Genomic DNA, 13,029 nt, shown 5'->3' with positions numbered 1-13,029 from the left:
TCAATACAAACTCTGCATATGATATTTCATTTCTTTTTCTACATGTAGTTTTGTCATATAATCTCTTAATTTACTTGGGTCTCTCATAGGATCTCTCATGTACTCTTTTAAAGCTTCTAATTTCATTTCGTATTCAATTTCATATCTCGGATTCCAAATATCACAAAGAGTTCGTTCCTTATCGTATATAATAATAGGATTTCCTTGAAAGGAAGTGCCCTCCACTTTCCCTAACTCGTATACTTCCTTCTTCACAAAATGAAATTGTAACTGTTGCTCTTTCGTAATTGAACGATTCACATTATAACCATGTGGAAAAGTCAAATGAATGAAGTTCGGCATGTTTGTAGAAAGTTGATATATATCTAATGTCGTTTCATGAGAAAATATTCCTCTGGAAAATCGTTGCTGAAGACAAAATAAATCATCGATTCCATGACCAGTCTCTACATAATAACCACGATCAACTTTCATCAAAATTCCTTGATTCACCAATCTTTGTACAGTAGTTGCTGAAATTCCTAATTTTCTAGCTTCCTTCATAGATAAATTTCCATCGCGAATACGCAACAACTCTTTCAGCTTATCTTGCATTTAATCCCCTCACTTACGTTACAAATACACTACATTAAACTTATCATAATAGTGTAATTGTAACAAGGCATTCTTTATGTGGGAAACAAATGGTCGATTACTGTGTAATGGATGTTTCGCGAATATCTGGATAATATAACTTCCTGAAAGCTATACCAAGACGATAAGATACGTTAGCAAGTTTATGCACACACCAAGAACGCCTTACACTATAACTATTCAGATGGTCTACTTAAATAGTTAAGTACCAATATCCAGCACTAAAAAGAAATACCTATGGTTTCAACAACTTTTAAAATTTCAAATCAAAAATCCTGATTCGGTACAGAAAAATATTTTTAATCAATTAAAAGAACAGGGAAAAGATGGTGCCCCCCTTCTTTCTGTTCAAATTATTCTGAAATTCCTCTACTTCAATAATCATTATGCAAGAAGCATCGTTTTTTAAGGCTATTCCTTTACTCAACTATTCCTCATTCCCTGACACAAAACTATATTCAATCTTATGTGAGTCAGATAAACGATTTCCACTTTCACCTACCCAAGAAAATTCTTTTCGATAATCCTTTCCGACTAATGTTGTCGTTTTCTTCTTCTGATTTACTTCGACTGTTACATGTTTGATTTCTTTAACAAACGTTTGAAAAAGTTCAGTCGTTTTTAATTCTTGTTCTTCGGTTGTAAAATCAGGTGTCAGCAAACTTTTGATTTCTTGTTCTTCACTGCTTGAGAGTTTCAGATTAGACGGGACTTGATCTAGGTTTTGTGCCAGTTGGATTTCTTTCATGATTTCTAAATTGCCCTCTTTAAGAGTATAACTACCTCTGTTTTGTATCGTCCCAGCATTCGTTAGTTGAACGATCTCGGCGTTTTCTAATTGATGATCATCCGATTTAGAAAAGCCAGGCAAAAATAGCGTTACCGAAAGTAACACTCCATAAAAAAAGAACATTCGACAATTTGTCCAACACTACATCAACTCCTTTTAAACAAAGATATCATATACATTAAAAATAACAAAAATATGTTTTAGAATACTATTTTTACATGTATTCTGTATCGACAATAATCAATACTTTCCATTATTTATTGACACACAAGCAACCATCATTCTACTAGAGATTAAGCTATTTGTTCATACACAAAAAAACTATAGAGGAATCCCTCTACAGTTTTTCATTTACATAAGCGAAGCGTGCATATGACGCGTTACCTTTAATATTTACGAAAACGTTGGTAGCGTTGTTCGATCAATTCTTCAGTTGGTTTCTGACAGAGTTCAGTCAGTTTTTCGATCAATGCTTTTTGCATCATACGCGCAACTTTTTCTTTGCCTAAATGCTCTCCATTGAATGTTTCGGGAATCACTCGATCGATGACGTCTAACTCTAATAATTCACCAGCAGCGACTTTCATCAATTCAGCGGCTTCGGCTGCTCGGCTACCGTCTTTCCAAAGAATCGAAGCAAAGCCTTCTGGTGATAAAACAGCATAGATCGTTTGTTCTAACATCCAGACTTCATCGGCTAAGGCTAAGGCTAAAGCCCCGCCACTACCGCCTTCACCAATAATGATACTGATGATCGGTACCTTCAAATCCGACATTTCTAATAAATTACGGGCAATCGCTTCCCCTTCGCCACGTTCTTCTGCACCGATTCCACAATAGGCACCAGCAGTGTTGATCAACGTAATGACCGGACGGTTGAATTTTTCTGCTTGCTTCATTAAACGCAGTGCTTTACGATAACCTTCCGGATGAGGAGAACCAAAATTCCGGCGAATATTTTCTTGTAAGTCACGACCTTTTTGGATGCCAATGACGGTCACAGGTTTTCCGGCTAGTTTTGCCACACCTCCGACAATCGCTTCATCATCACCAAATAAGCGATCACCATGAAACTCTTGGAAGCCTTCAAAAATCGTTTCAAAAAAATCAAGACTTGTCCAACGATCTTTTGCTCGCGCCAGTTGGACGATATCATGAGCAGTTTTATTCATGGTTGATCCATCCTTTCTGCGTATGCAATTCTAGTAATTGATGGATCGTATCCTTGAGTTCTTTTCGTGGAACGATTTGATCCACAAAGCCATGTTCCAGTAAAAATTCTGCTTTTTGGAAATCTTCTGGTAGTTCTTGTTTGATCGTTTGTTCAATCACTCGGCGGCCAGCAAAGCCGATCAAACTTTGTGGTTCAGCTAAGATGATATCCCCTTCCATCGCAAAGCTGGCGGTAACACCACCTGTCGTCGGATCTGTTAAGACAGTCAAATAAAATAGCTGTTTATTGCTATGACGTTTGACCGCTGCGGAGATTTTGGCCATTTGCATGAGAGAGAAAATCCCTTCTTGCATCCGGGCGCCCCCTGAAGCAGTGAACAATACGACGGGTAATTTTTTACTCGCCGCACGTTCAAACAAGCGTGTGATCTTTTCCCCTACGATCGTGCCCATACTTCCCATGATAAAATTAGGGTCCATGACACCGATAGCAAAAGGAATACCTTTAATAGTCGCTTGACCAGTTAGAACTGCTTCATGTAAGCCAGTCTTTTCTTGCATCTTGCCAATCTTTTCTTGATAATCAGGAAAATCAAGGGGATCTTTCGTGACGAGATCCGTATCCCATTCCTCTAAACTTTTCTCATCAATGATCAACGCTAATCGCTGCCATGCGCCGATCCTAAAGTTATAACTACAGTGTGGACATACTTTTTCTTCCCCAATATCTTTTGTGTAGATGATATGTTTACAATTCGGGCATTTCGCCCACATATTGTCAGGGACCGATGGTGCATTCGTTGGCTTGATTTCTCGATTAGGATTGATTCGAATGTATTTTTTCTTTTTGAATAAAGCCATCTTATTCGTCTCCTATCTCCGTCTCGGGAATCCAGTTTGGTAAAAACTCTTCTTGTAAGAATGCGGTACTGTAATCACCAGCAATCACTGCAGGGTGACTGATCAGATCCATTTGGAATTCAGCATTCGTGATCACGCCATCTGTTACGATCTCGCTCAATGCCCGTTGCATTTTCATCAACGCATCGAAACGTGTATCGCCATGTACGATGACCTTAGCAATCATTGAATCATAATAAGGCGGAATCGTGTAACCAGAATAAACCGCGCTGTCGACCCTTAATCCCATACCACCAGCTGGCAGCAACAAATTCTTGATTTTACCTGGTGAAGGCGCGAAATGAAATGCTGGATTTTCTGCATTGATCCGGCATTCGATCGCATGCCCTTGGAAAATGATATCTTCTTGTTGGATCTCTAGTGGTCGTCCGGCCGCAACCTCAATTTGTTTTTTGACAAGATCGATATTTGTGACCATTTCTGTTACTGGATGTTCAACTTGGATGCGGGTGTTCATTTCCATAAAATAAAAATCACCGGATTCATCCATTAAAAATTCGATCGTTCCTGCATTTTCATAGTTCACTGCCTTTGCTGCTCTAACAGCTGCTGCACCTAAGTGATTTCGTTTTTCTTCAGAGATCACAACAGATGGTGATTCTTCTAAGACTTTTTGATTATTTCGTTGTAAGGAACAATCACGTTCACCTAGATGCAGAACATGACCAAATTGATCACCTAATATTTGCACTTCAATATGTCTTGCGGGATAAATGATTTTTTCCAAATACATATCATCGTTACCAAAAGCAGCTGCTGCCTCTTGTTGGGCGGATGAAAAATGTTGTGGTAATTCTTCTTTTGACAAGACTTTGCGGATTCCTTTACCGCCACCACCAGCGGCGGCTTTGAGCATCACTGGATAGCCAATTTTTTCTGCCACTTCCAGTGCTTCTTCAACAGTCGATAGCACACCATCACTACCTGGGATCACAGGAACATCTGCTTGTTGCATCAACTGACGTGCGTTGATTTTATTTCCCATATCATCGATCGTTTTGCTTTTAGGTCCAATAAAGACGATATTACATTCTTCACACATCGAAGCAAATCGACTGTTCTCTGATAAGAATCCAAATCCAGGATGGATTGCTTCTGCTTTTGTAACGATGGCTGCACTTAGAACTGCTTGTACATTCAAATAGGAATCTGTTGCTCTTGCAGGACCGATGCAGACGGCTTCATCTGCTAATTGTGTGTGTAATGCCTCCGCATCCGCTTCAGAATAGACCGCAACGGTTTGGATTCCAAGCTCACGGCAGGCACGAATGATCCGTACGGCTATTTCGCCGCGATTTGCTATCAAGACTTTTGAAAACATAACTCACCTATCCAATCATAAAGGTTAATTCAGCTTCAGCAACTTTTTTGCCGTCCACTTTTGCAATTCCTTTGCCTATTCCTGCAGAAGACTTGATTTTAGTGATTTCCACTTCTAATATCAACGTATCTCCAGGAGTCACTTTTTTACGAAACTTCGCTTTATCTAATCCGCCAAAGTAAGCAGTTTTTCCTTTGAACTGTTCCAATGATAATAGAGCTACTGCTCCTGCTTGGGCCATCGCTTCTACGATCAAAACCCCAGGCATCACAGGTTCTTCTGGAAAATGTCCTTGGAAAAAAGGTTCATTGATCGTCACATTTTTTTTAGCAACGATCCGTTCGCCTTCGACGATTTCTTCCACTCGATCAATCAGCAACAGCGGATAGCGATGAGGGATGATTTCTTTGATTTCTTGTATATTCATAGGTCTGGTTCTCCTTGGCTTAATTTGGTTGGATGATAAAGAGTGGTTGTCCGTATTCTACGACTTCTTCATTGTCGATCAAGATCGCAACGATCTCACCATCGACATCACTGGTTACTTCGTTCATCAATTTCATTGCTTCGATGATACAGATCACTTCACCCTTAGAAACTTTGTCTCCTACTTTTTTGAATGCTGGCTTGTCAGGAGATGGTTGTAGATAGACGATTCCAACGATTGGTGATTTCACTTCAGTCCCATCAATTGTCGGCGCAACTGCTTCCGGTTGAACAGCATGGCTTTCTTCTTTTGGTAAAGCCGGTACAACTTGTTGAGGTTGTGGTTCAGAAGCACTCGTTGTTGGTACTGTTTGCCCCATTCCCCGACTCATTTCATTTTTATTCATATATAATTCAAATTGTCCGTCTTTCAAGTCAAATTCTGTTAAAGTTGACTGATCAAATTGACTGACTAATTCTTTGATTTCATTGATCTTCAACATTATTCCTCCCAGCGTTTCATACATAGTACAGCATTATGTCCACCAAATCCTAATGAATTACTCATGGCATAAGACAGTTCAGCTGGTTTACTTTCGTTGATCACAACGTTCAGATCGATTTCAGGATCTTGTTTTTCAACATTGATGTTTGGTGGAATAAACTGGTGCTCTAACGCCATCAAAGTGGCAAGCGCCTCAATCCCACCTGCAGCACCTAATAAGTGTCCAGTCATTGATTTCGTACTGCTGACATAGGTTTCTTTGAAAGAGTCTCCTAAAGCGATTTGGATCGCTTTAGCTTCTGCTTGATCGTTTGCTGGTGTACTTGTTCCGTGTGCATTGATATAGCCCACTTCTTTAGCATCGATCCCCGCTTCTTCCATCGCCAATTTCATTGCTTTTGAGGCACCAGAACCATCTGGTGTCGGAGCTGTCATATGGTAAGCATCACAATTTGAGCCGTAACCCACAACTTCACCATAGATTTTTGCGCCACGAGCTTGTGCATGTTCCAGTGATTCAAGAACTAATACTCCTGCCCCTTCACCCATGACAAAGCCATTACGGTCTTCATCAAATGGCATAGAACCACGTTCAGGATCTGTCGATGTTGACAAAGCAGTCAATGCCGCAAATCCGGCGATCCCCATTTCACAGATTGTTGCTTCTGTTCCACCTGCAAGAATGATATCGGAATAACCATGTTTGATGTTGCGGAACGCTTCACCAATGGCATTCGTTCCACTGGCACAAGCAGTCACGATCGACGTACAAATTCCTTTCGCCCCTACACGTAGCGCAATATTACCAGCTGCCATATTGGCGATCGACATTGGAACAAACATTGGTGATACACGATTTGCTCCTTTGTCGTGCATGCGGATGACTTGGCTTTCGATCGTTGGTAACCCACCGATCCCAGAGCCAACGATAACGCCAAAACGATCTTGGTTGATCGTTTCTTTTTCAATTCCACTCATTGTCAATGCTTCCATTGCAGCATAAATGCCGTAGATTGAAAACATATCCATACGTTTGCTATCTTTTTTTACAAAATATTTATCAAAAGGAAAGTCTTTTACTTCACCTGCTAAAGTGATTCCTGTGTCTGTTGCATCAAATTTTGTGATCGGTGCAATGCCATTTGTCCCAGCTTTTAAACTAGCTAAAAAACTATCTGCATCATTACCGATCGGTGAAGTGACTCCATAACCTGTAATTACTACTCGATTCATAAATTTTCCTCCCTATCCGTGCATGACCAATCCGCCGTCAACATTGATGACTTGACCTGTGATATACGAACTTTTCGCTAAGAACAATGCGGCTTCCGCAATATCTTCCACTTGGCCGAAACGTTGCATTGGAATTTGTTTTTCTGCTTGTTCTCTTACTTTTTCGGATAATACATCTGTCATATCTGTAGTGACAAACCCCGGAGCAATCACATTACATGTGATTCCTCGTGTGGCAACTTCTCTTGCCACAGATTTAGTGAAACCGACAACCCCTGCTTTACTTGCTGCATAATTGGCTTGACCCAAGTTACCGATCAATCCTGAAACACTTGAAAGATTGATGATCGCGCCTTCTCTTTTTTTCATCATTTTCTTTAGCACGTGCTGTGTCATATTGAAAGTTCCTGTTAGATTGATATCCAAACATTTTTTGAAATCATCTGCATCCATACGTAGGACAAGTTTATCATTCGTAACTCCCGCATTATTGACCAAAATATCGACAGAACCCAACTGCTGTTCTGCTTCTTTGATCATCTCTCCTGCTTTGTCATAATCGGAGATATCACCTGTGATCCCTACACATTCAACCCCATGCGCTTTGATCGCATTGATTTTTTCGGCTGGGATCTCTCCACGACCATTTAAAAAGATGTTTGCGCCTGCTTTGGCAAAGGCTAAAGCGATCGCTTCACCGATTCCTCGTGTACTGCCTGTAATAAATACATTTTTTCCAGTTACGTCCATAACTTGCCTCCTATGACAATCGATTGATTGTTTCTTCAAATGTTTGTTGATTCTCCACACGTGCAACGGCGATCGACTTGTCGATTTTTTTCATAAAGCCACTTAATACTTTACCGGGCCCGACTTCGACCACTTGATCGATCCCTAAATCTTTAAGTTTTTCGATACTTTCGTAAAAACGAACGGGTTTCATCACTTGTTGTTCAAGTAAACCTGGAATTCTTTCTTTCGTCATGATCTCTGTCGTGGTGTTGCTGATCACAGGTATTTCAGGTTCTGAAAAAACGATCTTGCTTAGTTCCTCCGCTAATTGTCTAGCAGCAGGTTCTAAGATTGCTGTATGGAAAGGGCCACTTACATTGAGTGGAATCATTCGTTTGATCCCTTGTTCTTGTAATAGTGCCACCGCTTGATCCACTGCTTTTTCTTCCCCTCCGATGACGATTTGCTGAGGTGTATTGTAATTTGCGGGGGAAACGATCCCCGTTTCTTCCGCCTGCTTACAACAGCTCTCGATGACATCCACCGGTGCGTTCATCACAGCTACCATTTTTCCACTACCGGTAGGTGCAGCGTCTGTCATAAACGTGCCTCTTTTTTCGACCAATGCTACCGCTTCTCTAAAGGAAAGCGCGCCACTGGCTACTAAAGCAGAATACTCACCTAAACTAAGCCCTAAAACGGCTTGAGGAGTGATCCCACGTTCTTTTAGCAAACGATAGCACGCAATGCTGACAGTTAAAATAGCTGGCTGCGTATAGATTGTTTGATCCAAACGTTCATTTGTTGAAAAACAAAGCTCCGCCATATCATAGCCCAAGATCTGACTAGCTTCATCAAAAGTCTGTTTCACAATGGGTTCATGGTAGAGGTCTTGACCCATTCCTTGGTATTGTGCACCTTGTCCGCTAAATAAAAATGCTGTTTTCATCATAGTCTCCAATTTATATTCAGGATAGATAGCTTTTTGTTTCATTTAAAAAAAGGCTAAGACATTCCTTTTTCGGAAAATGTCCCAGCCCCCAACCTAATCTTGATGATTATGCAGTTTGTTTTTCAACATAAGTGACTAAATCTTGAACTGTTTTGATGCCGTCTTCTGTTTCGATTTTCACATCAAATTCATCTTCGATTTCGTTGATGATTTGGAATAAATCCAAGCTATCTGCTTCAAGGTCTTCTTGGATGTTTGTCGTTAATTTGATTTCTTCTGCGTCTTTCCCTAATTCTTCCGCAATGATTTCTTGAATTTTTTCGAATACCATATGATAATTCCTCCGATATTGTTTCTTTATTTTATATTTTTTATTTTTATCAGTTTATAGTTCCATGAGGATACTTCCCCATGTCAATCCTCCACCATAACCTGTAAATACCACTTTTTGTTGTTGACCTAAGGTAATTTTTCCGCTTTCTATCGCTTCATCTAAAAGAATCGGGATGCTTGCTGCGGAAGTATTGCCATATTTATCCATGTTCGTTAGAAATTGCTCCTGGGGAATTTTTACTTTGCGAGCAATCTTTTCGATAATTCGTAAGTTTGCCTGATGCAAAAGCAGATAATCAACAGGTGTGTCTTGAATGAGTTCCTTGATGTTCATCGCAACGTCTCTTACAGCAAAGTCAAAAATATCCCGTCCAACCATTTTTAAATAGTAAGAACCTTCTGAATCTTTCGTGTATAAAGGCGATCGATTTGGTAGATAGCCAGAAGTAAGGGATTGCGCACGCGAACCATCTGCCGCTAGCGATTCTCTCACTAATTTTTGATTTGAGCCAGCTTCTAACAAAACCCCACCAGCACCATCACCAAACAAGACAGCGGTTGAACGATCCGTCCAATCGATCAGTTTAGATAATGTTTCGCCACCAATTACTAAACCTTTCATTGAGCCACAGCGAATCAGTTTCTCTGCAACACTCAAAGCATAAACAAACCCTGAACATGCGGCGCTGATATCAAATGCGATTGCTTTGGTTGCGCCGAGCCTTCCTTGAACTAAAGTTGCTACAGAAGGCGATGTATAATCAGGCGACATCGTAGCAACGATAATAAAATCGAGTTCCTTTGGATCGAGTGTTTTTTTCTTTAGTAATTTTTCGGCAACGAGGTAACACAAATCGGAAGTCTCCTGCTCGGTCACACAATGTCTCTCTTTGATTCCTGTACGGGATGAAATCCATTCATCCGAAGTGTCCATCATTTTTGAGAGATCATCGTTTGTGATGATTTTTTCCGGTAAGAAACTTGCCGTTGCTGTGATCGTTCCAAATTGTTCCATTAAACTTCCTCACTTGTAATCTCGCAAGAAATCATGCAAGTTTTTCAATGCAGACAGCAAAGCTTGTTGTTCGTCGGTAGCCATACCATCCATAATGTTTTTGACCATTTCACGATGGAAATGCTGATGCACGCGGTAAAGTAACTTACCTTTTTTGGTCAACCCCAGCTTCACCACTCGTCGGTCGTCTTCACTACGGATACGCTCAACGTAGCCTTTCCTAACTAACTTGTTGATAGCAGTGGTCAAGGTCCCAACAGTAATCGACAGTTCTTTGGCTACTTCTGAAGTTGTCTTTTTCTTGTACATACCGATTGCCTCGATCGTATGCATCTCTGTAATCGACAGATCTTTGAATTGTGACTTTTTTAATTCGGATTCTTCGATCGTCAAAATATCATTGAAGACACTAACGAGATAATCATTTACTGTATTAAAATCAGGTTCCATGTTCCACCATCCACTAAAATTAGTTTGATTATCAAATCTTTTGATGTTCAAACTATATCTTAACTTTTTTCAAAATGCAACCTTTTAACTAGATTTTTTTGCATTATTAATTTTTTTTAATTTTAAACTTATGACAAAATGCTTTAATATCAACCTTTTAACCTCTAAAAATTAAAATAAAAGAACAAAAAAATATTTTGATTATCAAAGTATCTCTCTAATTTATTTATAAAATATAATCCCTTTTATTGTTCATTTTTTTAAATCTGTTATAATCTTTTTAGTTCAAATTCAATTAGGGGAGCGCTTATGCACTTAAAAGAGAAAGTAAAAAACCTACCTTTATTACCTGGTGTTTACTTGATGAAAAATAGCGATGGAAAAATCATTTATGTGGGTAAAGCTAAAAATTTAAAAAATCGCGTAAGTACGTACTTTCATCAAAATAAACAACACTCGAAAAAAGTCTTGCGCTTGGTTCGTTCGATTGCTGATTTTGAGATCGTTGTCGTTGATACTGAACTAGATGCCTTATTATTAGAGTGTCAATTGATCCAACACTATCGCCCTATCTACAATCGTCGGATGAATTATTTTGACAACTATAACTATTTACATATTCAATCCGATGGTCTTTTTCTCACGAATATTCCTACCGCAAGAACTTACGGACCTTTTCGCCTTTATAAAAAAATGCCTAGTATCCTTCGAATCATCGAAGAAAACTATCAAATGCCTTGGCTTTCTGAAATCAGTCATTTGGCGTTACAAGTCCAACTTCCTGAAATGAAGGCACTGAGCTTTGAACAAAAAAAGAAAGAGATCCAAGGTCTATTGCAAGGAAGAAACAAAAAATTGTTAGGCTATTTAAAAAAACGACAATTGCATTTTATTGAACAGCTTAATTTTGAGAAGGCAGCTATTCTACAACGGGATATCGAATTGATCACGTACTTTACTGGTCGGATACAAGAACAAAAAAAATTTTTACGAACACCGAGAATCACATTGAGCATGCCGTTAGCTAGCGATGAGACCAAGATCAAGCATTTCTTGGTTTCGTACGGTCAAGTGGCTGACACAACGATCACAGCCCCTGGACAAGCACCTCATTTCTATTATGAAAAAGACAATAGGTTGTCACTCAAGCGACAACTGTCTCAAGAAGAAATCGATCCTGTTCAAATCTTGATCAGCTACCAACGTAAACTGACAAAAGACGAACAGGAAACAAAAAAAGAGTCTGGAATCCAACCGATTGGTTGAATCCCAGGCTCTTTTAGCTAGCTCGAAATCTTATTGAATCAAATCATAGATCTCCATCGCAACGATATCGATATTGTCGAATTCGTATTGTTGATGTGTGTCTGTTTCAGTTAGTTCAAATGTTTCTGTCGCTTTATCATAAGTTACGGTGCATTTTTCTACGCCCTCTTTTTCAAAGCGACGAACTTGCAGCTCATTGTCTGCTGATTCGACCATAGCCTCCAGTCGTTTAATGATTGCGACTAATTGTGAATGTGCCATCGGAGGTCCTCCTTTTCTTAGTTCTGTTATATTGTATCAAAAGCATCGTCGACTTGCATTGATTTTCTCCAAAAAAACTAGTTTTTTAGGATTTTTTTTTCGGCTGTCTACCATCTTCCCACCAAAGCTTGATCAATGCTTGCGTTCCATCGTTCTCGAAACCCTTTTCTGCTAACTGTTCATATAGCTTTCGGGCTTCTTTGGTCGCTGGTAAGTCCAATCCTACTTTTTCTGCTTCGGCTAAAGCAATCTTCAAATCTTTGATAAAATGTTTGACAAAAAATCCTGGTGTATAATTCTCTTGTAAAATACGAGGTGCATAATTACTCAATGACCAATTTGCCGCACTACCGCCTGAAAGCGTCGCAATCACTTTTTCTAAGTCTAAGTCAGCTTTCTGTGCATAAACGAGCATCTCTGTCATGCCAGTCATTGTTCCGGCAATCATGATCTGGTTTGCCATTTTTGTGTGTTGTCCTTTTCCAGCTGAACCATGCAACGTAAATGTTGTTCCAAACTCACGAAATAGTGGTAATACTTGCTCGTAGACATTCTCTTTTCCACCCACCATGATCGTTAAGGTGCCATTTTTTGCACCTAGATCGCCTCCTGAGACAGGGGCATCCACGGCTTCTGCTCCAAGCTCTTGTGCGCTTGTTGCAATTTTTTCAGCAAGTGTTGGCGTACTTGTCGTCAAATCTATGACTGTTTTCCCCTTTACGCCTGCTTGGAAAATGCCTTTCTCACCATAATAGATTTCTTCCACATCTTGAGGATAGCCAACCATTGTAAAGATGACTTGGCTCATCTCAGCTACTTCTTGTGGACTATCTGCCCATACTGCTCCTTCTTCCATAAGTGGCGCAGCTTTTGTTTTCGTACGATTATAAACAGTCAGTTCATGGCCAGCTTTTTGTAAATGACGAACAATCGCGCTTCCCATAACTCCTGTGCCGATAAAACCAATTTTCATCTTTTGCCCTCCTAAACGATAAAATCCTTGTTTCTATGCTAGTAT

General features: G+C 39.7%; 16 protein-coding genes. 1 reads left to right on the top strand and 15 read right to left on the bottom strand.

What is annotated here, in order from left to right:
* From I2F89_RS12965 to I2F89_RS12905, 13 genes are all read right to left on the bottom strand, one after another.
* On the bottom strand, positions 1-594 hold the full coding sequence (locus I2F89_RS12965) for a type IV toxin-antitoxin system AbiEi family antitoxin domain-containing protein (RefSeq protein WP_195514478.1): 594 nt from the start codon (positions 592-594) through the stop codon (positions 1-3).
* Positions 595-1,060: 466 nt separating this feature from the next.
* Complete coding sequence (locus I2F89_RS12960) at positions 1,061-1,546, bottom strand: hypothetical protein (protein ID WP_195514477.1); 486 nt, start codon at positions 1,544-1,546, stop codon at positions 1,061-1,063.
* 263 nt (positions 1,547-1,809) lie between these two features.
* On the bottom strand, positions 1,810-2,595 hold the full coding sequence (locus I2F89_RS12955) for an acetyl-CoA carboxylase carboxyl transferase subunit alpha (protein ID WP_071866002.1): 786 nt from the start codon (positions 2,593-2,595) through the stop codon (positions 1,810-1,812).
* A complete protein-coding gene (accD, locus tag I2F89_RS12950; RefSeq protein WP_062805459.1) occupies positions 2,588-3,457 on the bottom strand; it encodes an acetyl-CoA carboxylase, carboxyltransferase subunit beta in 870 nt (289 codons plus the stop codon). Before accD ends, I2F89_RS12955 begins: the two co-directional genes overlap by 8 nt.
* Position 3,458: 1 nt before the next feature.
* Positions 3,459-4,838 (bottom strand): acetyl-CoA carboxylase biotin carboxylase subunit, encoded by a 1,380-nt coding sequence (locus I2F89_RS12945; protein ID WP_071866000.1) that lies wholly within the window; start codon positions 4,836-4,838, stop codon positions 3,459-3,461.
* Positions 4,839-4,845: 7 nt separating this feature from the next.
* Entirely contained in the window at positions 4,846-5,265 is a 420-nt protein-coding gene (gene fabZ, locus I2F89_RS12940; protein ID WP_010735872.1) for a 3-hydroxyacyl-ACP dehydratase FabZ, read from the bottom strand.
* Between the two features lie 19 nt (positions 5,266-5,284).
* Positions 5,285-5,764, bottom strand: a complete 480-nt coding sequence (gene accB, locus I2F89_RS12935) for an acetyl-CoA carboxylase biotin carboxyl carrier protein (RefSeq protein WP_307725284.1) — start codon at positions 5,762-5,764, stop codon at positions 5,285-5,287.
* Between the two features lie 2 nt (positions 5,765-5,766).
* Complete coding sequence (gene fabF, locus I2F89_RS12930; protein ID WP_010735874.1) at positions 5,767-7,002, bottom strand: beta-ketoacyl-ACP synthase II; 1,236 nt, start codon at positions 7,000-7,002, stop codon at positions 5,767-5,769.
* Between the two features lie 12 nt (positions 7,003-7,014).
* Positions 7,015-7,752: a 3-oxoacyl-[acyl-carrier-protein] reductase gene (fabG, locus tag I2F89_RS12925; protein ID WP_071865998.1), complete on the bottom strand. Its 738-nt coding sequence runs from the start codon at positions 7,750-7,752 to the stop codon at positions 7,015-7,017.
* A 10-nt stretch (positions 7,753-7,762) separates the two neighbouring features.
* On the bottom strand, positions 7,763-8,683 hold the full coding sequence (gene fabD / locus I2F89_RS12920; RefSeq protein ID WP_074799792.1) for an ACP S-malonyltransferase: 921 nt from the start codon (positions 8,681-8,683) through the stop codon (positions 7,763-7,765).
* 109 nt (positions 8,684-8,792) lie between these two features.
* Positions 8,793-9,017, bottom strand: a complete 225-nt coding sequence (locus I2F89_RS12915; protein ID WP_034688440.1) for an acyl carrier protein — start codon at positions 9,015-9,017, stop codon at positions 8,793-8,795.
* Positions 9,018-9,071: 54 nt separating this feature from the next.
* Positions 9,072-10,034: a beta-ketoacyl-ACP synthase III gene (locus I2F89_RS12910; protein ID WP_115357461.1), complete on the bottom strand. Its 963-nt coding sequence runs from the start codon at positions 10,032-10,034 to the stop codon at positions 9,072-9,074.
* Between the two features lie 9 nt (positions 10,035-10,043).
* Complete coding sequence (locus tag I2F89_RS12905) at positions 10,044-10,484, bottom strand: MarR family winged helix-turn-helix transcriptional regulator (RefSeq protein ID WP_010735879.1); 441 nt, start codon at positions 10,482-10,484, stop codon at positions 10,044-10,046.
* Positions 10,485-10,793: 309 nt separating this feature from the next.
* On the opposite strand from I2F89_RS12905, the gene I2F89_RS12900 reads away from it, so the two are divergent.
* The gene (locus I2F89_RS12900; protein ID WP_071865996.1) at positions 10,794-11,750 is read left to right on the top strand and encodes a GIY-YIG nuclease family protein; all 957 of its coding nucleotides are present in this window, start codon (positions 10,794-10,796) and stop codon (positions 11,748-11,750) included.
* Positions 11,751-11,780: 30 nt separating this feature from the next.
* Here the strand turns inward: I2F89_RS12900 and I2F89_RS12895 are convergent, their stop codons facing one another.
* Positions 11,781-12,011 carry a YkuJ family protein gene (locus I2F89_RS12895; RefSeq protein WP_010735881.1) on the bottom strand — a complete coding sequence of 77 codons (231 nt, stop codon included), beginning with the start codon at positions 12,009-12,011 and terminating at the stop codon, positions 11,781-11,783.
* Positions 12,012-12,096: 85 nt separating this feature from the next.
* Positions 12,097-12,984 carry an NAD(P)-dependent oxidoreductase gene (locus I2F89_RS12890; RefSeq protein ID WP_195514476.1) on the bottom strand — a complete coding sequence of 296 codons (888 nt, stop codon included), beginning with the start codon at positions 12,982-12,984 and terminating at the stop codon, positions 12,097-12,099.
* Positions 12,985-13,029 lie beyond the last annotated feature (45 nt).

The organism is Enterococcus sp. 1001283B150225_161107_E12 (assembly GCF_015556925.1).
GTDB lineage: Bacteria > Bacillota > Bacilli > Lactobacillales > Enterococcaceae > Enterococcus_B > Enterococcus_B mundtii.
Note: the sequence above shows the minus strand (reverse complement) of the source record. Positions and strands in the feature narration are given on the sequence as shown.

Coding starts and splice junctions, on each gene's coding strand:
- I2F89_RS12965 (WP_195514478.1), bottom strand. CDS start 594: ATGCAAGATAAGCTGAAAGAGTTGTTGCGTATTCGCGATGGAAATTTA.
- I2F89_RS12960 (WP_195514477.1), bottom strand. CDS start 1,546: ATGTTCTTTTTTTATGGAGTGTTACTTTCGGTAACGCTATTTTTGCCT.
- I2F89_RS12955 (WP_071866002.1), bottom strand. CDS start 2,595: ATGAATAAAACTGCTCATGATATCGTCCAACTGGCGCGAGCAAAAGAT.
- accD (WP_062805459.1), bottom strand. CDS start 3,457: ATGGCTTTATTCAAAAAGAAAAAATACATTCGAATCAATCCTAATCGA.
- I2F89_RS12945 (WP_071866000.1), bottom strand. CDS start 4,838: ATGTTTTCAAAAGTCTTGATAGCAAATCGCGGCGAAATAGCCGTACGG.
- fabZ (WP_010735872.1), bottom strand. CDS start 5,265: ATGAATATACAAGAAATCAAAGAAATCATCCCTCATCGCTATCCGCTG.
- fabF (WP_010735874.1), bottom strand. CDS start 7,002: ATGAATCGAGTAGTAATTACAGGTTATGGAGTCACTTCACCGATCGGT.
- fabG (WP_071865998.1), bottom strand. CDS start 7,752: ATGGACGTAACTGGAAAAAATGTATTTATTACAGGCAGTACACGAGGA.
- fabD (WP_074799792.1), bottom strand. CDS start 8,683: ATGAAAACAGCATTTTTATTTAGCGGACAAGGTGCACAATACCAAGGA.
- I2F89_RS12915 (WP_034688440.1), bottom strand. CDS start 9,017: ATGGTATTCGAAAAAATTCAAGAAATCATTGCGGAAGAATTAGGGAAA.
- I2F89_RS12910 (WP_115357461.1), bottom strand. CDS start 10,034: ATGGAACAATTTGGAACGATCACAGCAACGGCAAGTTTCTTACCGGAA.
- I2F89_RS12905 (WP_010735879.1), bottom strand. CDS start 10,484: ATGGAACCTGATTTTAATACAGTAAATGATTATCTCGTTAGTGTCTTC.
- I2F89_RS12900 (WP_071865996.1), top strand. CDS start 10,794: ATGCACTTAAAAGAGAAAGTAAAAAACCTACCTTTATTACCTGGTGTT.
- I2F89_RS12895 (WP_010735881.1), bottom strand. CDS start 12,011: ATGGCACATTCACAATTAGTCGCAATCATTAAACGACTGGAGGCTATG.
- I2F89_RS12890 (WP_195514476.1), bottom strand. CDS start 12,984: ATGAAAATTGGTTTTATCGGCACAGGAGTTATGGGAAGCGCGATTGTT.